The 16,799-nt window shown below is 56.4% G+C and carries 19 protein-coding genes and 1 pseudogene; 15 read left to right on the forward strand and 5 right to left on the reverse strand.

The window, feature by feature from the left end; all coding sequences use genetic code 11:
* Window positions 1–87: 87 nt before the first annotated feature.
* The 6 genes from RBB80_RS16550 to RBB80_RS16575 all read left to right on the forward strand — a co-directional run bounded on the left by RBB80_RS16550 (window position 88) and on the right by RBB80_RS16575 (window position 5,270).
* Window positions 88–933 (forward strand): DUF4147 domain-containing protein, encoded by an 846-nt coding sequence (locus tag RBB80_RS16550; RefSeq protein WP_433963606.1) that lies wholly within the window; start codon window positions 88–90, stop codon window positions 931–933.
* On the forward strand, window positions 930–1,472 hold the full coding sequence (locus RBB80_RS16555) for an MOFRL family protein (protein ID WP_433963607.1): 543 nt from the start codon (window positions 930–932) through the stop codon (window positions 1,470–1,472). The genes RBB80_RS16550 and RBB80_RS16555 overlap by 4 nt, the downstream gene beginning before the upstream one ends.
* Before the next feature lie 148 nt (window positions 1,473–1,620).
* A complete protein-coding gene (locus tag RBB80_RS16560) occupies window positions 1,621–2,661 on the forward strand; it encodes a phytoene desaturase family protein (protein WP_433963608.1) in 1,041 nt (346 codons plus the stop codon).
* Window positions 2,631–3,242 (forward strand): phytoene desaturase family protein, encoded by a 612-nt coding sequence (locus RBB80_RS16565; RefSeq protein WP_433963609.1) that lies wholly within the window; start codon window positions 2,631–2,633, stop codon window positions 3,240–3,242. The genes RBB80_RS16560 and RBB80_RS16565 overlap by 31 nt, the downstream gene beginning before the upstream one ends.
* Window positions 3,239–4,672, forward strand: a complete 1,434-nt coding sequence (locus RBB80_RS16570) for an APC family permease (protein ID WP_433963610.1) — start codon at window positions 3,239–3,241, stop codon at window positions 4,670–4,672. Before RBB80_RS16565 ends, RBB80_RS16570 begins: the two co-directional genes overlap by 4 nt.
* A 391-nt stretch (window positions 4,673–5,063) precedes the next feature.
* The gene (locus RBB80_RS16575) at window positions 5,064–5,270 is read left to right on the forward strand and encodes an AlpA family phage regulatory protein (protein ID WP_433963611.1); all 207 of its coding nucleotides are present in this window, start codon (window positions 5,064–5,066) and stop codon (window positions 5,268–5,270) included.
* Here RBB80_RS16575 and RBB80_RS16580 read toward each other — a convergent pair.
* Window positions 5,208–5,546, reverse strand: a complete 339-nt coding sequence (locus RBB80_RS16580; RefSeq protein ID WP_433970069.1) for a hypothetical protein — start codon at window positions 5,544–5,546, stop codon at window positions 5,208–5,210. The genes RBB80_RS16575 and RBB80_RS16580 overlap by 63 nt on opposite strands.
* A gap of 21 nt (window positions 5,547–5,567) precedes the next feature.
* On the opposite strand from RBB80_RS16580, the gene RBB80_RS16585 reads away from it, so the two are divergent.
* The 3 genes from RBB80_RS16585 (at window position 5,568) to RBB80_RS16595 (ending at window position 7,060) form a co-directional block, all read left to right on the forward strand.
* Window positions 5,568–5,867, forward strand: a complete 300-nt coding sequence (locus RBB80_RS16585) for a hypothetical protein (RefSeq protein WP_433963612.1) — start codon at window positions 5,568–5,570, stop codon at window positions 5,865–5,867.
* Between the two features lie 151 nt (window positions 5,868–6,018).
* On the forward strand, window positions 6,019–6,189 hold the full coding sequence (locus RBB80_RS16590) for a hypothetical protein (protein WP_433963613.1): 171 nt from the start codon (window positions 6,019–6,021) through the stop codon (window positions 6,187–6,189).
* 247 nt (window positions 6,190–6,436) lie between these two features.
* Complete coding sequence (locus RBB80_RS16595; RefSeq protein ID WP_433963614.1) at window positions 6,437–7,060, forward strand: hypothetical protein; 624 nt, start codon at window positions 6,437–6,439, stop codon at window positions 7,058–7,060.
* Here RBB80_RS16595 and RBB80_RS16600 read toward each other — a convergent pair.
* Window positions 7,047–7,286 (reverse strand): hypothetical protein, encoded by a 240-nt coding sequence (locus RBB80_RS16600; protein WP_433963615.1) that lies wholly within the window; start codon window positions 7,284–7,286, stop codon window positions 7,047–7,049. The genes RBB80_RS16595 and RBB80_RS16600 overlap by 14 nt on opposite strands.
* A gap of 382 nt (window positions 7,287–7,668) precedes the next feature.
* Here RBB80_RS16600 and RBB80_RS16605 point away from each other — a divergent pair, with 382 nt between their 5' ends.
* On the forward strand, window positions 7,669–8,448 hold the full coding sequence (locus RBB80_RS16605) for a transposase (RefSeq protein ID WP_433963616.1): 780 nt from the start codon (window positions 7,669–7,671) through the stop codon (window positions 8,446–8,448).
* Window positions 8,449–8,561: 113 nt separating this feature from the next.
* Here the strand turns inward: RBB80_RS16605 and RBB80_RS16610 are convergent, their stop codons facing one another.
* Together RBB80_RS16610 and RBB80_RS16615 are read right to left on the reverse strand one after the other, a co-directional pair.
* A complete protein-coding gene (locus tag RBB80_RS16610; RefSeq protein ID WP_433963617.1) occupies window positions 8,562–9,869 on the reverse strand; it encodes a PP2C family protein-serine/threonine phosphatase in 1,308 nt (435 codons plus the stop codon).
* Entirely contained in the window at window positions 9,836–10,600 is a 765-nt protein-coding gene (locus RBB80_RS16615) for a hypothetical protein (protein ID WP_433963618.1), read from the reverse strand. The genes RBB80_RS16610 and RBB80_RS16615 overlap by 34 nt, the downstream gene beginning before the upstream one ends.
* Before the next feature lie 507 nt (window positions 10,601–11,107).
* On the opposite strand from RBB80_RS16615, the gene RBB80_RS16620 reads away from it, so the two are divergent.
* From RBB80_RS16620 to RBB80_RS16630, 3 genes are all read left to right on the forward strand, one after another.
* Window positions 11,108–11,278: a hypothetical protein gene (locus RBB80_RS16620; RefSeq protein WP_433963619.1), complete on the forward strand. Its 171-nt coding sequence runs from the start codon at window positions 11,108–11,110 to the stop codon at window positions 11,276–11,278.
* A 135-nt stretch (window positions 11,279–11,413) separates the two neighbouring features.
* Window positions 11,414–12,259: an IS110 family transposase gene (locus tag RBB80_RS16625; protein ID WP_433963620.1), complete on the forward strand. Its 846-nt coding sequence runs from the start codon at window positions 11,414–11,416 to the stop codon at window positions 12,257–12,259.
* A complete protein-coding gene (locus tag RBB80_RS16630) occupies window positions 12,162–12,533 on the forward strand; it encodes a transposase (protein ID WP_433963621.1) in 372 nt (123 codons plus the stop codon). Before RBB80_RS16625 ends, RBB80_RS16630 begins: the two co-directional genes overlap by 98 nt.
* 413 nt (window positions 12,534–12,946) lie before the next feature.
* Here the strand turns inward: RBB80_RS16630 and RBB80_RS16635 are convergent.
* Window positions 12,947–14,096 (reverse strand): annotated as a pseudogene (locus RBB80_RS16635) (IS30 family transposase).
* A 526-nt stretch (window positions 14,097–14,622) separates the two neighbouring features.
* Between RBB80_RS16635 and RBB80_RS16640 the strand changes: the two are divergent.
* Both RBB80_RS16640 and RBB80_RS16645 read left to right on the forward strand, forming a co-directional pair.
* On the forward strand, window positions 14,623–14,856 hold the full coding sequence (locus RBB80_RS16640; protein ID WP_433963622.1) for a hypothetical protein: 234 nt from the start codon (window positions 14,623–14,625) through the stop codon (window positions 14,854–14,856).
* Window positions 14,857–14,950: 94 nt separating this feature from the next.
* On the forward strand, window positions 14,951–16,342 hold the full coding sequence (locus RBB80_RS16645) for a transporter substrate-binding domain-containing protein (RefSeq protein WP_433963623.1): 1,392 nt from the start codon (window positions 14,951–14,953) through the stop codon (window positions 16,340–16,342).
* The last annotated feature ends 457 nt before the right edge of the window (window positions 16,343–16,799 follow it).

Raw genomic sequence — 16,799 nt, forward strand, 5'->3', positions numbered from 1 at the left:
ATAGCGAGAGTAATTTGCCTGGCCGGAAGTCTCGCTCGATAGTTGTGCTTCGAAGTCTAAGAACGGGGATTACTGGGGTGTCGCTGCATGACAACGGCTGGGTCGGGCTTACGAGAGGTTGCCTGTAACCTCTTCCTGCAGTCTCTTGCGGATTGCAGCATTGAGCAAGCTGTTAACCGCAAGGTCAAGCGAATATCGGGGGCAGGCGACACAACGTTCTTAGCGATCGGCGACGACGTAATCGACCTCGGCCCTATACGCCGCATCGGCGTGGTAGCTGCGGGTAAAGCGGCGTCTCCGATGATCAAAGCACTGTTGCCCTCTCTACGAGGGCTGAGCCGGTGCGATTTGTCTGGGGTGGTGATTGCCAGCGGCGGGCCAACAGATCTACCTCCGGGCTTTCAGTTTTTTGCCGGAGGACATCCAACACCCAATCAAGCCTCGATTGATGGAGCCGAAGCTGCCTTGGCGCTTGTTCGTTCGCTACGAAAAGAAGCTACCGCGATGGGAGATTCGCTCTGTCTTTTTCTTATCAGCGGAGGCGCCTCTGCGATGATGGAATTGCCACTCGATTCCAAGATCTCGCTTGAAGATACGGTGAAGTTCCATCGAGAGCTGGTGCATAGCGGCGGTTCGATTGCCGAGATAAATTGTGTACGCAAGCACTTCTCGGCGGTGAAGGGAGGCCGACTGGCCCTCGAGGCCGGGGGTATCCTGAGTTACTCGCTGCTCATCTCGGATGTGCCGTTGAGGCATCTGGACGCACTGGGATCCGGCCCCACGCTGCCTGATAGCTCTACCGTCGATCAGTGCAAGCAGATCCTGGAGCGGTATGGTCTGATGGATAGATTTCCGGCCTCGGTGCGGCAGTTTTTTCATCAACCCAACTTCGTGAAACGCCCAAATCGGCGCAACTGCGCTCAAGAGCTGTGACACTGCTATCGTCCGAGGATCTGGTGGCGATCGTCGAACAACGCGCTAGAGATCTCGGATTTTATGCGGTCGTCGACAATACCTGCGATGACTGGAGCTACAGTGCCGCGGCCGAATATCTGCTTGAACGCCTTCGGGACCTGAGGCGGGATCATCGGCGCGTCTGTCTGATCTCTTCTGGTGAAGTGACGGTTGAGTTGTCCCCGGGAGTATCTGCGGAGGGGAGCGATAAATTGGGGATTGGTGGACGCAATCAACACTTTGCGCTCTATGCCGCGACCTTGTTAGGGTCGTTGGACGCGTGCACGGTCGTTCTCTCAGCGGGCACGGACGGCATCGACGGAAACAGTTTTGCCGCGGGTGCCGTTGTGGATGAGAAGACTCTTTTGGATGACGAAAAACTACTGTCTCGGGCTCAGCGGTCTTTAGAACGCTTCGACTCCGGCACTTTTTTGCAGGAAGCAGGCTTGAACATCGTAACCGGCGCTACTGGAAACAACTTGCGCGATCTAAGGATTTTGTTGGCGGCCGAGTGCTGAAAATTGCACAGCAAGGACGCTGGCAGCGCAAAATTCCCACGACCCTCGCGGAGGCCGGCTGTTTGATTCGAGTAAACCTTACCGATGTCGTCTTCAGCATCGGTTGTTTTCCCTTTGTTATTAGAACTCTGACGTAGATACTGCCAGTATGTCTGCGACAGCAGCAATGTTGGGGAAGATCGGGCTTCCGGCGCCACTCAAAGAGATCGCCGCACGCCACTGGGATGCGATCGTTGTGGGTGCGGGCCACAACGGGTTGGCGTGCGCGACTTACTTGGCGCGTGCAGGTCAACGCGTGCTCGTGCTCGAAAGCCGTGAGCGGGTTGGGGGCGCCTGTACTGTCGAGGAGCCATTTCCCGGTGTTCGAATGTCGCCCTGCGCCTATCTCGCCGGACTGCTGCATCCGCTCGTGATTAAGGAACTCGGGTTGCCAGCGCGCGGCTTCGATTGGATACCCGCTGTCAACGGTCTCTTTGTGCCTTTTCTGGACGGCAGCAGCATTCAGCTTTGGGATGATGACACTCGATGCGAAGAAGAGGTTCGCCGCTTCTCCCCACGGGACGTTGAAGGCTGGCGCGCGATGAATGACGTAATTCGCAGATTGCGAGATGCGCTTCGTCCTGCAAGCGGCATTCCTGGCGACGGTCCAGACGAGAGCCGACGCGATCTATGGATTGGCGATGCGCCCACCCACGAGCAACTCGAAGAGCTTCTAAAGGATGACGCTGAAGCGCGCAGTCTTCTTTTTGATTGGTCCATGGCGGAGTTCGTCGAGCGCTATCTTATCGACGAGCGAATGCAGTCTGCCTATCTGGGGCAAGGCGTGATCGGCACAAACGCAAGTCCTTTTGACGCGGGTACAGCCTCCATTCGCTTCCATCACGCTTCAGGCCGGCTCGGGGACATGCCAGGCATGTGGGGTTATGTGAAGGGCGGCATGGGGATGGTTTCCTTCTACTTCTGTGATGCTGCCCGCGAAGCCGGAGTGATCGTGGCCGCGGGCGTCAACGTGGCACGAATTCTCCCCGGTGAGGGCGTGCTGCTCGAAGGGGAGAGCGAATCACTGCACAGGTTGTCGTCTCTAATGCCGACCCGATCCGCACACTGCGCATGCTGGACGTCGATGCGGACCCGGTCTGGGCTGCAAAAGTGCACTCGGTGCCGATCGAAGGATGCACGGTCAAGCTAAACGTATTGCTTCGCGAGCTGCCGAACTTCACGGCTCGACCGGGAATCGAACAACCACATCACTACGGCCAGATCAATGCTCCTCTAACGAAAGAGGAGTGGAAGGCCAGCTATGCCGCAGCCCGTTCGGGATTCCTTCCGGAACAACTCTGGTGCGAGCTTTACTTTCAGAGCGTGCATGATGCAACCGTAGCACCAGCGGGTTTGCACACGATGAGCGTCTTCGCGCAATACGTTCCCTACAAATTCGCATCTGGAAGTTGGGAAGAACACCGCAGCGACGCGAAGGCCCTGGCACTGGGCTCGATCGGCCGATTTTGCAGTAATCTGCCAGACGCCGTCGTCGACGCGCAGGTACTGGGGCCGCCGGACATCGAACAGAAGGTCGGTCTCACCGGCGGACACATCTTCCAGGGCGAGTGCCTTCCTGCGTACATGTGGGGCAACCGCCTTACGGCGAGAACCCCGATGAAGGGCGTCTACCTGTGCGGCGCGTGCACACACCCCGGCGGCAGCGTCATCGGCATCAACGGGCGCAATGCTGCGATGGCGGTGCTTCGCGATCTGGATGACGCTCGATGACGGAACCGGGTGGACTGGGGGAGAAGCAACTACTGAAGCGCGAGTTGGGTCTCTTCGATCTAACCCTCTTCTACATTGCGGGCGGACTGAGTTTGCGCTGGATAGCAACGGCGGCTGCGGCTGGGCCCAGCACGATCCTGGTCTGGATCTTCGCGTGTCTCTTCTTCTTCGTGCCTCTCGCTGCGAGCGTGCTCGAACTTTCGGCGCGCTATCCGGAGGAGGGCGGACTTTACGTCTGGACGCAGCACGCTTTTGGCGACTTCTCGGGCTTTCTGGCTGCATGGACGTACTGGATGAGTAATCTTCCATACTTCCCCGCCGTGCTCTACTTCGGAGCGGGTAGCCTACTCTTCGCCTTTCCCCATGGACAGAAGTTAGCCACTACCGGGAGCTACTACCTCCTGTTTGCTCTGGGATGTCTCGCCGCTATTACAGCACTCAACGTTCGTGGGTTGAAATTCGGAAAGTGGCTAAGCAGCGTAGGCGCACTTGGTAGTTGGATTCCGATCATCATCCTGCTCATGCTCGCAGGCGTCAGCGTCTTCCGCTTTGGGTCCGCCACGAAGTTCACGGCGGCGAGTATGACTCCTCACGCCGATCTCAAAAACGCCATCTTCTGGTCGACGATCTTCTTCGCATTCGGTGGTTGCGAGACGGGCTCCTTCATGAGCGAGGAGATTAAGAATGCCCGGCGCACTATTCCTCGCGCGCTCATCGTTTCCGGAATGATTCTCGCCGGCAGTTATATCGCAGGAACAATCGCTATGCTTATCGCGTTGCCCAGCGGTGAAATCAGCGGAGTTGGCGGTTTTGCAAGCGCCATCCAGGTAATGTGCGGCCGCCTCGGTCTCTCGTGGATTGTCGTCCTGATTGCGCTTCTCGTTGCGCTCAATAGCATCGGAGGAGCTGCTTCCTTCCTCTCATCCACCTCCCGTCTACCCTTTGTGGCCGGCATCGATCGATACCTGCCCAAGGCCTTCGGACGCGTCCATGCAAGGTGGGGCACGCCATGGATCGCCATTATCTTTTATGGTTTTGCGGGAATGCTCTGTGCGTTGCTAAGCCAGGCTGGCAGCTCCGTGCAAAGCGCCTACGACCTGCTCGTCAGCATGTCGATCGTCACTTACTTCATCCCGTTTGTCTTTCTTTTTCTGGCGATGATCCGGTTGCAGCGCGAACCTTTTCCGCAGGGGGAATCCGGTTTCCGGGGGCCGGTCCGTTGCAGTTCTACTCGCTTCCGTCGGCCTGATTACCACTATGTTGACGATTGTCCTGGCGCTCGTTCCGCCCGAAGACGAGCCGCACAAGGGGTTAGCGATCGCCAAGATACTCGGCTCAACATTCCTTCTTGTCGGGGCCGGGGCAGCCGTCTTCCTGAGTGCGACATGGCGGCGGAAAACCTAAAAACGACGACCGAATGGCGGGTTTGACAGTTGTCATCGAAGTAACAAATAGATAAGTCCGCAGTGCAACGGACTTTGACAATCGAAAGGATCTATTGCACGTGTCGGAACAGGTTGAATGGCGGGAGGGGGATTCATATCGCCTCGCAAAAATCGCATTATCAATAAGTTGAAAAGAGAAGTCCGAGACATACCCGCCGATGTACCTGACCCGCACAGGCGCTAGGCACGGAATCGCTGTCTCTCTTCAAATCAGACCTGCCATTGAAGGTGTCCATCGGTGCCTTGAGAGTCCCACGCAGTTCCAGTTTTTGATGTACTATTCGAGAGTAACTCGGTAGTCCCCGCTGGATTTCAGCGCCTGGACCCCTGCAAAGGGTTGGTTCAGCCAACGCAAATCCACGGAGGCACCATAAGCATGTCGGAACAAGTCCGCAGCTCAATAACAATTCTTCGCAGAAAACAGGTCGAGTCTCGTACTGGCCTCTCCCGATCCTCCCTCTACGCCATGATGGCGAAAGGAAATTTCCCATCCGCCGTTTCGCTGGGGCGCAACAGCCGCTCAGTTGATTGGATCGAGAAGCAGATCGACGAATGGCTTGAGAGTCTCACGGTCAAGGCATAGGGATCGTCTGATTCGTTCGCACCAGTGCGGAATTGCTACCGCCGTCCCCACGTAACGGCCAAAAACGAAGGAGAAGATCACGATGCAGAAGAAGAGCGTCAAGCCAGCGCAGCGCCGTCCGCCGCGGGAAGTAGCTCCTATCACCGAGCAGGATGCTTTGTTTTGCTTCCACGTACTTAGGGGCTTCCAGACCCAAACGCGACGCAGCTCGAGCGCATCGAAGCGGCCGGCGCGGAGGTCGGTTACACCAAAGAAGAAGCCAGCCGCGTCTATCACCGCAAGCCTATCCAGGCATACATGGAGAACTACCGCGACCGGTTGATGACGCAGATGGTGAAAGAAGAGGTGCGGAGTCTGCGGAAGATCGGCTTCACTCGCGAAGACGTCCTCACTATGCTCCACGACCTCGCCACGGCTCCTCCGGAGAAGACCAAAGGTTCGATCATGGGGCAGGTTGCGGCCATCGCAGAGATGAGCAAGGTCATGGGGCTGATTGTTTCCCCGAGGAACCCGGACGACTTCTTCAAGGGTCGCACCGTGGAGGAGCTGGAAAACTACGCAAAGTATGGGTGTTTCACGAAGCCGGTGACGAATTGACCATGCTTCGCTTGATACCTCTAGAACTTTAGCTACCCTGGGTGCGCACCGGAGCCAGAGCGCACCCTGCTGAAACAGGTCGCTGAGGCAATCGCGAACCAAACAATCCACTCTCCTGAGATATGCAGGACCAACCGATTCAGGAGAGTCCATGCACACGGTAAAAGAATTTTGCGAGCTTGCGAAGATCAACACCCGCCAATTTGACACTCTCAAAGCACAAGGCCTCGGCCCTGACCTCGTCCGGCTTGGCCGATCCGTGCGAATCACTCACGAGGCCGCTGCCGAATGGATCAACGCGCGCGCAGAGCGCACTGCCTGAGTCTCGCCATGTGATGGCTGAGGACCCGCGGATGCAACAGAAATCATAACCATTGAGAGAAGCTATGAGGGGTCAGGTGAAGTCGAAGGGTGGAGGGTTTTTCAATATAGACAAGCGTATCTGGTGGGCTTTGTGTGCCACTGGCAAGATCAATCTCCCAGTGGCGTATCTCACCATTGCGAACGGAACCGGGCGGGATAATAAGACGAGCAAGTGGTCTGCGAAGTCTTGCGAGGTTCACGCCGGAATGCACCGCACCTATGCTGCTGAAGCGATCCAGGAGTTGCTTGACCAAGGCTTTCTCGCCTACGGAGAAGGTCACACCAAGGCCCGTCCGCGGTACCGTCTTACGGACTGGCCGACGTTTGCAGAGGACAACGTAGCGAAGCAAATCGCATCCCTATCACCCATCGAGAAGGCCATCGTAAAGGCGAGTGTGGAGGGCAAGGTAGATGCGAAATCGCCTAAGGCGGTAGTCGTCCGTAAGATCAGAGACCTCCTTGTGAGCCGGGGCGTTCTGCAAATGCGCGACGGTGGATTTGTTCGCACATCATCATGGGAGGAAGGTCCAACGTATGCTGAAGATCTCATATGGCTTCCGAACACTTTTGTGCAAGGTGCAGCCACCGAACTATCGCCCGTGGCCCGACTCAAGGCCACTGGGGATGTGTGGTCGCTACGCCTTCTTGTTGACCTTTACCATGCACACAACCTGGCTGCTGATGGCGGTGTCAATAAATCGATGATCCGACAAAACTACGAGCGTTTCAAAGCTGGATCTATGGAATCCCATGTGATTTGGGCCTTCAAACCGTCTGGCTACACTCGCTCCACTGAAGGTTTTTTCGATTTACCATTCAGCCCTCGCTAGTCAGGAGGTTTGGGATCGGGTCCACCTTCTCGAGAACATGGGAGTTCTGCAGTTTGTTCCACACCTCATGCCAAATAGCGGCAACGATGCCGAACCACTTCACCCTTACGGATTGAGTAGTGTAGGGGAGCCGACCGAACAAGAGTTGGGTGCGTCGGCCCATTTTGCCGGCAAAGCGATGCTCTGGGAGCGTGAAATTGAAGCGGCCGAGGCAAAGGGGTTCCACTACTTTGCTCCTGTTTGGAATACGCTGCCCGATGCTCGACTCGTAGGCATAGCGCGTCTCACTTATAGACCGCAAACTCGGCTGACCGCCGACTGGCACTCAGGTCTCTCAAAATGTAAGTCGCTTATTCTCGAGTACAACACTTGGAGGGCCAATGCCTCTGAGTCATTGAGTCGCAGCAGGAGAGCCGGATGACCTTGTACACATCAAGGCATATCAAGGCATATCAAGGCATACATCAAGGCTATGTCAAAGCTCTTTCAAGGCTCACTCAATGGGCATCAAGTAAAACGTAAGACTAGCCTGTAATACCTGCAAGCGCTTTAGAAAAAGACCATCTAGTTGAACTTAGCAGAAAGGCAAACACTCAATGATCGACCTTATGAAATATGCCCCCAAGGATTACAGGCCTTCCAAATCGAAGAATGTCGTGGCAACGGTTGCTACACCTAAGGTGGATCTCATAAGCAGACCGATTGTTCGCTACGAGGTGCGTCAACTCGCCTCCGGTTGCAGGTTCTTCCAGATCTCAAGCACGCCGCCCCACGTAGAGCGGTACCCAGTTTCTGACCAGAGTAGCCAAGAAGAAGGGCGCGCACCCCAGACAAGCGCGGCGTCGCCCTTGATCGAATCACCTCCTGCTCTCAAAGCGTACCCTGCGCTCGACTGGAAGCTGATCACCGACCTGACCGTCCGCAGCCGCGAAGAGGCCATCGAGAAGCTTCGCTGGTATGGCTTGCGCTGGAAGATCGAGACCTTCCACAAGATATTGAAATCGGGCTGCAAGGCCGAAGAGGCGCGACTCAGGGCTGCCGAACGAATCGTCAACCTGCTCGCGATCCTTTGCCTGCTCAGCTGGAAGATCTTCTGGATCACGATGCTCAACCGAGCTGTCCCCGAAGACGCGCCAGAACTGGCGTTCACCCTCAGGAAATCCACCTCCTCGACCAACTCGTCAGCGACACCGCGAAGACAGCAGCTATGGGAAACGCCCTCTCCTTATATCCCACCAAACTCGCTCGGCTCGGGGGCTACCTGGCACGCGCAAAAGACCCGTGTGGTGCGAACCTACCATCGGTTCTCGCTTCGCTGCATGGTACAAAGAGCAGTCAGGGAACAGTCGCGTTCGGTGCGATATGCAACACCACGTGCTGCTCAGTGACTTAACATTCAAACAATTCTGGAGTTACCACCCGGTTGTCTGAAATGCCTGGTGCGGTGCGGCTATTTCAACCATTAATCCGCCAAGACGGATGTAAGCGCCATTGCTGTGAGTTAGCTAGTTGCGACTCCTACGGAAGTCGCCTCGACAATCTGAATTACGGGAAGCCGCGTGATGGTCAGCACAGTGATGTCGTCCTCCTGCCCGAACGCTCGGGCAGTTTCGGCGATGGTGCTGGCATCGGGACGTTTGGTGAGAAGAGTCTTGACGCGTTCAAATCCGTACAACTCTCTCGCTGAATTGCAGGCCTCGAGCACACCATCGGTGTAGAGGGTCATGCGATCGTCGTCGCTGAGCACAACGTATCGACTTACGTAGTCTGCCTCGGCAACGATGCCGAGAGGCAGCGAAGGATCAAGGGGCATTTCGTTGGAAATTGAGAAAGGGGGCAGATGGCCGGCGTTGGCGAGCGAGCAATGGCCCGAAGTGCCCAGTTTCAGTACGATAGTGGTCGCAAAGCCGCCCTGCATTCGGCCGACCAGTCTGCGGTTGAGTCCAGTAAGCACCGCGGCGGGGTCGCTGTCGTACTCGGCGAGCGTGCGCACGGTGCCGACGATCAGCGCGACATTCATTGCCGCCTTCAGACCCTTGCCACTCACGTCGCCCAAAACGACCAGCGCGGACTCGTCCTTGAGAGGAATGATCTGAAAGAAGTCTCCACCCACCTCCAGTGCTGGCTGGTAGACGCTCTGGATCGCGTATCCGCCCACCTCTGGAAGGGCCTCTGGAATCAGCACCTGTTGGACCTCCTTGGCCGACTTGAACTCCAATTCCAGGGCCTCTTCGTGCTTGCGCTGTTCCACGGCATATCGCATCAGCGCATATGCGAGAGAAATCAACAACAGCGTCTCGAGAATCTGCCCTGAAGTGATCTCTGCTCCTGCAAAATGAAACAGCGGCCCCGTGATCCTGTCATGCAGGCCCCAGTGAGTGAAGCGTATCCCCTGGGAGCTGACAACTCTCACAAAGTCCCACAGATAAAGCAGAAAGGCTGTGACAGCGACCAGATTACGGGGGAGGTCGAGCTTGCGTTTCAGGCCTTGGTAAACGAGTACAAATACCATCAGTTGAGATAGCGCCCAGACCGCAGTGACTACCGCGTTCAACCATTGCGTGGTTGGTCCGGCGTCTCCCCAATCCAGCAATACGACTGCATCCGCCAATCCAAAGCCGAGGTGGACTGCAACGGCTGCCCAGGTCCAGCGGAGCAGCTGTCGGTTACCTTGAAGGTTGAACAAATGCAGCAGCAGCAAAAATAATGAGCAGTCCCCAATCGAAAACACAAACGTCCGGCAGCCGCTGAGAATCGGGTACGAAATCCATTCGATCATGTGAGTCGAGTGGAGATAGAAATAGGCCACCTCCGCCAGAAGCCATATCGCGAACCAGAGATAGAGCCTTTTTCACGGTCCCGCACCCACACGAAGAACGATACAGTTCCAATCAACAGGAAGAAAAAGCTAAGTGCGCGGCCGAACAGGCTCGCATTCAGCCGCAGGAAATCAGCCTGGCCTACTTTCGCGGCAATGACCGGTGCGGCTCCGATGAGTGGTGGAGCACTCAATCCTCCGGTAGTGTCAAGACCGGTTGAATTAGGCTGCGCTCTCCACGCCCTTAGTGCCAGGAGACCCCGCTCCGCTCCGGAAAGGGACGACGGCAAGGCGAAGGACTCGCGATGCGAGTAATACCCTACGGCCCCGGGCGGGAGCACACCCTGATGACCGACCTTCTCTCCATTCCAGTAGATCTCATACGCGGAATCGACGGGCGGCATCAGGATCGCGAGCTTCTGCCTGCCTGAAACTGGTGGAGCAATGTCGAGGTGGCGACGATACCACGCAAAGCCCGCATACCCCGGATGAGTCTGCTCACCCCAGTTCTTGTCCGCCTTGATATGTTCCCATTGCGAGTCGTCGTAGGCGGGATCGATCCAGTGCATATCATCGCCGAGATGGAACTGCCAGTCGCCATCAATCGCGACAACTCCCGGCCCGATATTTTTGATGGTCAGCGCGGGAGTGGCTTGCGCCGGAGCAGCTACCTGCGAGGCGCCGGCATTCAGCAACAGACCAGACGACACTACGAGCAGCAAAATGCAGCCAGCGCATGCCCGAGAGCTTAGCAAGGGCTTTGCCACATGCGCCACTGGCACAATGAGCAGTGCGATGTCGTTTTGTTATTAGGTGAAATACCGAGGCCATGAGTCGTTCCTTCGGCAACCCTGCAGACGCGCGGGCATGGCTCTCGAATCACGGGCAAACCGCACCTTACTGTGCTCCGGCCCATCTTATCGAGAGCCTAGCCCATCAAGTCTAACGCCTCCAGAGTGTCCGGAAGGACGAACTCGACGCCGTGGCGGTTATACGCCGCGTATCTTTGAAAAGAGTCGTTTTTCGCTTCATCAGCGAATCTGATACAGACTTCATTGATAAGGCTGACGCTTGAGGAACCCTAGAATCTGCAACTGGTGCATATAGACCATAAGCTTCCATCTCAATCGCGAGCAGTTTTCGATGCTGCCGTTCAATCGTGCTGATCTTTTCAGCATCCGCGAGCACAGTCGCGCCTGAAGCAACGGGACACCTACTGGGCAAACTTCGTGAAAGCAGGGAATCCGAACGCGAAAGGTCTGCCGGACTGGCCACCGTACGACTCGATAACGGACATGCTCATGGATTTCACCAACAACGGACCGGTGGCGGAGGTAGATCCCTGGAAGAAACGATTGGATCTGACAGAACAGCTTGTCGCTCAGCAGAAGATCCACTAAGCAACCGTTCTCCACGATTCGGCCAAGAATCCGACGGCAGGCTGTCGAATGGCGATAACAGATGGGATGAGAAGGCCGGTCTCCAGCGGATGCGTTAAGCTCCCAAGTTATCGACGCGCTTGATGCGCGGGAGACATGGAGACCGGCGATGAAGAAGCTTACCACTACGACGATGCAGCAGACACTCAACAAGCAGGACCGATACACCTGACCGTCGGTGTGGATCTGGGCGATAGGTCGAGCCTTTATTGCGTGCTCGATGAAGCAGGTGACGTCCTGATGGAGCAGAGGTTGAGCACGACGCCCAAGGCGATAAAAGAGATCTTCGGAGCGATGCCTCGGAGCCGTATCGCACTAGAGACCGGAACGCATTCACCGTGGGTAAGCCGGTTGCTTAGCGAGCTCGGTCATGAAGCGATCGTGGCGCACGCGCGCAGCGTACGACTGATCGGGGAGAGCAGGCGCAAGGATGATCGGATCGACGCTAGAACGCTTGCACGACTGGTACGGATAGATCCACAGTTGTTGTGTCCAGTGAAGCATCGAAGCGCCGAGGCCCAAGCGGACCTGACGGTGATCCGGGCGCGAGCCGCTCTGGTGCGTACACGGACGATGTTGGTCAACGCGGCGCGCGGTCTGACGAAGTCCTACGGCGAGCGGCTCCGCGGATGCAGCGCACGCGGGATGAAGCCGAAGGCCGCCCAGGATCTGAGTCCGGAGTTGAAGAGTGCACTGGAACCGATGATGAGAGAGATAGAGTCGGTCAGCGAACGGATCTGCGAGTACGACCACCTGCTTGAGTCCATGACGCGGAATAGGTATCCAAAAGCCGGAGCGGCTGAAGCAGATCAAGGGAGTGGGAACGCTAATCGCCCTCACCTATATGCTGACGCTGGAAGATCCACACCGTTTTCGCAAGAGCCGGGATGCCGCCTGCTACGTGGGTCTCCAACCTGGGAGGCGCAACTCGGGACAGAGTGAGCCGCAGATGCACATCAGCAAAGAGGGCGATCCGTACCTGCGAACACTCCTGGTGCAGGCTGCGCACCACGTTCTTGGCCCGTGGGGCGTCGACAGCGACCTGCGCCGATGGGGCATGAAACTGGCTGAGCACGGAGGCAAGCGCGGGAAGAAACGCGGAGTGATCGCGGTCGCGCGTAAGCTGGCCGTCCTGCTGCATCGACTATGGGTGAGCGGAGAGGTTTATATACCGCTACGGCCAAGCAGCCGGGCCACACTGCCGGCAGTGGCATAGTTCAGTCCAGAGGTGTGGAGGTTTAGCGTCATAAGCCGAGTTCCGGTGACTGCGTCATTGGCCTGGCCCAACACTCCGTCTGTGAGATCGAGCGAAAGGTCGCAATAACAGGTGGCAGCACCGGCTAAATCGAGAACACCAACTTGCACCGAGCAATGGAACGCTCACAACAGAGTGCGGATGGAAGGGTGGCGACAAAAGCAGCAGCTCGGCGTGCAAGCAATCGCGTTCAGACCGGAAAGGAGATGAATTTGTCCCCAACTACACAAAACGGGTTGACACCGACCGGCCTTCTCATGGAAGGCCAATGCAACTTATCGAATCGTCCGGATCGATCTATGCTTTCGGCACTTGGCCGTATAACCGGCTATCCGGAAAGGTGAAACCGAACCCGCCCGCAAACCCCGGCGGGCTCAACCGGTCGATGCAACACTGGCTTGCAGTTTACTCGCCGGAGTTTCAAAGCCCAAAGTTTGTCGCGGGCGTTGATTGAGGCGCAGGGCTACCTTGTTGAGATCGGCTTGAGAGTGGACGGACAAGTCGGTCTTCTTGGGGAAGTACTGTCTTAATAGTCCGTTGGTATTTTCATTGGTGCCGCGCTGCCAGGGGCTCTGCGGATCACAGAAGTAGACCTTTACATTCGTGTCTACCGTGAAGCTCTTGTGTTTGGCCATCTCGTGGCCTCGGTCCCAGGTCAACGAGCGTCGCAGGGAGTTTAAGCACGTGCTTGCTCAGCGCGGCGACGACCGTCGTTGTGTCTTTGCTGGGCACTTTGACCAGCATGGTGAAACGCGAATGTCGTTCCACCAGGGTGGCGATATGACTGTTCCTGCTGCCTGCGAGCAGGTCCCCTCCCAATGACCGGGAATAGCGCGGTCTTCAACCTCGGCAGGTCTTTCGCTAATAGAGATGGCATCGACGATCTGACCTCGAGACTGTCCCGCAGCCCGAGAGTGCCGTGAGCGACGTATAAGCCGCTTGGACCTGAGGTGCTGAACCAGCTCTTTTTCAGCACTCCGCGGGCCTGGATGAATAAGCTGCGGTAGATGGTTTCGTGAGACACGCGCATGCTCTCGTTGCTGGGATAGTGGACTTTCAGCCATTTCGAAATCTGTTCCGGCGACCAGTCCAGGATCAGTTTACTGGCCACGATCGTCCGCAACTTCTCTTCGATGGCAAGAAGGCACACCTTGGGTCGCAGAGCTGAGTTCCATGCCTGACGGTCGGCTTCGCTGGCTCGATAGAGTGGCCGGCCACCGTGACGCACCACCTCCCGGCTCACTGTCGACACAGGCCGTTGCAACCCGCTGGCTATCTCCCGAATCGACGAACCGGAAGCAATCCCTCGTGAGATGTCTTCCCGCTCGGCCAGCGTCAGCGTTCGCGGTGAACGCCGACGAGCAGCAGGAACGATACCTCCGCGCTGCGTCAACAGGAACCGAATAGAACCATGCCCTTACCGAAGGCGCGCCCAATGTCATGCAACGACTCGCCCGACTTCCAACGGCGCCACATCTCCGTCCTCTGCTCAGTGGAAAGCCTGTTCCGTTTTCCTTGTGCCATAAACACCACCTTTAGAAAATGAATTCATATCAAATGGTGTTGCACCGACCGGTTGAGACCGCCCAGGTTTGCGGCAACTTAGTAGTAGTTCGTCCTGGAGCCAGGACCTCGCTGAACTTGCCGATAACGCCACTTCGCTTGCGGTACCGTCAGAAATGTCAGCGCCCCGGGGCCACAGCCGCAGCCAGAACATTCGGCTTTGTTCCATCAAGACAGACAATCAACTCGATCTACAGGCCATATACCGGGTCCTGCTGGTACGAGGCATCGCTTTCAGCAAAGGGCCCGCCCACTCTACGGAAGCAGTTGCCAGAGATTCCGATGAGAATGCCCCCTTCGACTCGCCATGGGCAGTCGCGTGTACGATAGGACTCACAAATCGGACAAGGAGGTTTGCGATGCTATTGCGTTCGAGGCGGTCAATTAGAGGCGTTTAGGATTGCTCTCCGGGTTGTTTGTTCCAGCCATGGCTATTGCCTGGTAAAGCGCTACTGCCCAGGACGTGGTTCACGCAGTAAGCGGAATTGTGAAGAGTATCGATAAGGACTCGAAGACTGTGGTCGTCAAGACGGCTGACGGTATGGAGCACACCATCAAGTACACCGATCAAACGGCCGTGAAGGGTGCCAGGGAATCCGGCAAAGGCGCCAAAGTAGGGACTAAGAAGGCCACCGTCAACTACACGGAGAAGGCTGGCGAGAAGACATCCGTTGGCGTAAAAGACGCCAGCAAAGCAACGACCAAGGCAGTAACGCAATGAGACTTGCAGGAAACACTCACGGCGAATAGCCCTCTACATTTGCGTCACTAACTTCGCGAGTTAGTGACGCAAATGTAGAGCTGCGGGGGTAATTGTGTCCGCAAACATCGCTTCGTATCGAAAAAACGTACGGCTGGCCCTGTTGTTCGGCCTCTTGTTCTTAGTCGTCAATGGCAAGACAGCGCCGCCGGCTCGCGCTCAGTCTGTACCACCAACTTCACCCGCGCCTGGTCAGGCCCTGCCACTCAACTTCGAACGCCACGCCGACGACCTCGACGCGATCGTAAAACGTAAGACGATTCGAGCCCTGGTTTTATACAGCCGCACCGGTTTTTTCTACGTTAACGGCCGTCCAGCGGGCATTTATTACGAGGCGCTCAGGGCATTCGAGCAATTTGTCAATGAAAAGCTGCGCGCCACAAAACAACATGTGCAGGTCACGTTCATCCCTGTTCGCCCCGATCAGGTTGAGTTAGCTCTGACTCAGGGTGTCGGTGATCTGATTGCCTTCGGATTAGTTGTGACTCCCGAACGTCAACAACGGGTCGCTTTCTCGATTCCAATACAAACAAACGAGCAACAGATCGTCGTCACGGGAAAGCAGTTCGGCCCGGTTTCATCGCTGGAGGATCTGGCCGGGAAAAAGATCTTCGTCAATCCACTCACCACTTACTCACAAAGTCTGGAGAAAGTGAATGACTCATTGCGAACGCAGGGCAAACCGGCGATCCTGATCCAGGCTGCCGACAAGAGTTTGATGGATGAAGACTTGATGGAAATGGTCAACGCAGGCCTAATTCCGGCGACCGTCACCATCACCGAACGCGCCAACCTCTGGTCGCAGATGCTTCCGAACATCACGCCATACCCAAAACTCGCGATCGGCAGCGAAGGACAACTCGCATGGGCGATGCGCAAGAACAATCCGCAGCTCAAAGAATTGTTGGATGAATTCATCAAGACACGTTCGGCGGGAACATCGTTCGGCGGTACCTTAGTCCGGCGGTATCTGCAAAATAATCAGTTCGTCAAGAACGCGACCTCTGAATCTGAACTTAAGAAGTTCAACGAGACCGTTGCCTATTTCAAGAAGTATTCCTCTCAATACGGCTTTGACTACCTGATGATAGTGGCCCAGGGCTACCAGGAGTCACTGCTGGATCAATCGGCGAGAAACGGCGGTGCGGTTGGAATCATGCAAGTCAAGCCATCTACCGCCGCGGCGCCGCCCATCAGCATTCCTGACATAATGACCACCGAGAACAATATCCACGCGGGAGTTAAAGTCCTGCGTGACATCTCGGACAATTATTTCAACGACCCGAGGATTGATCCCGTAAACCGTCTACTGTTTACCTTTGCCGCGTATAACGCTGGGCCCAATCGCATCGCGGCACTCCGGAAAAAGCACCGGCAGCTGGACTGGACCCCAACAAGTGGTTCGGCAACGTCGAATTGCTGGTTGCACAAAGTGTGGGGCCGGTGACAGTTCAGTACGTGAGCAATATCTACAAGTACTACGTCGCCTACAAGCTTGTGGTTGAGCAAGGCCAATCCTTGTAATAGCGTAGCTGACAAAGAGAGCCATTCTGGAGTTGACGCGTAGTATTTTTCCGTCTCGTCTCTGATGTGCTTGACGCAGTTGCGGCAGGCGATGCGACCGGAGCGCAACAGAGCGCCGCGAGTCTGGCCTGGCGATGTCAAGTCGATAGTCTCCAACCATTGGGGCGAGCGACGCAAGTCTCGCCCACATTGCTGCAAATGAGACTTTCAGGCACAATGGTGTACCTTCGATCGTCCCCAACCGTCGGCTGTTTGGCTAAGAGAGGTTTAGGGGCCGGCCAGGTCTGTCCAGATCTAATTCGATGAGAGCGATCATAGTAGCGAGAAGGGCATCCGTCGGGTGCCCCGGATAACCAGTCATGGCTCAGGTAAGGTCGTCG

It is taken from the genome of Tunturiibacter gelidiferens, assembly GCF_051013345.1.
In the GTDB taxonomy this organism is placed as follows: domain Bacteria; phylum Acidobacteriota; class Terriglobia; order Terriglobales; family Acidobacteriaceae; genus Edaphobacter; species Edaphobacter gelidiferens_A.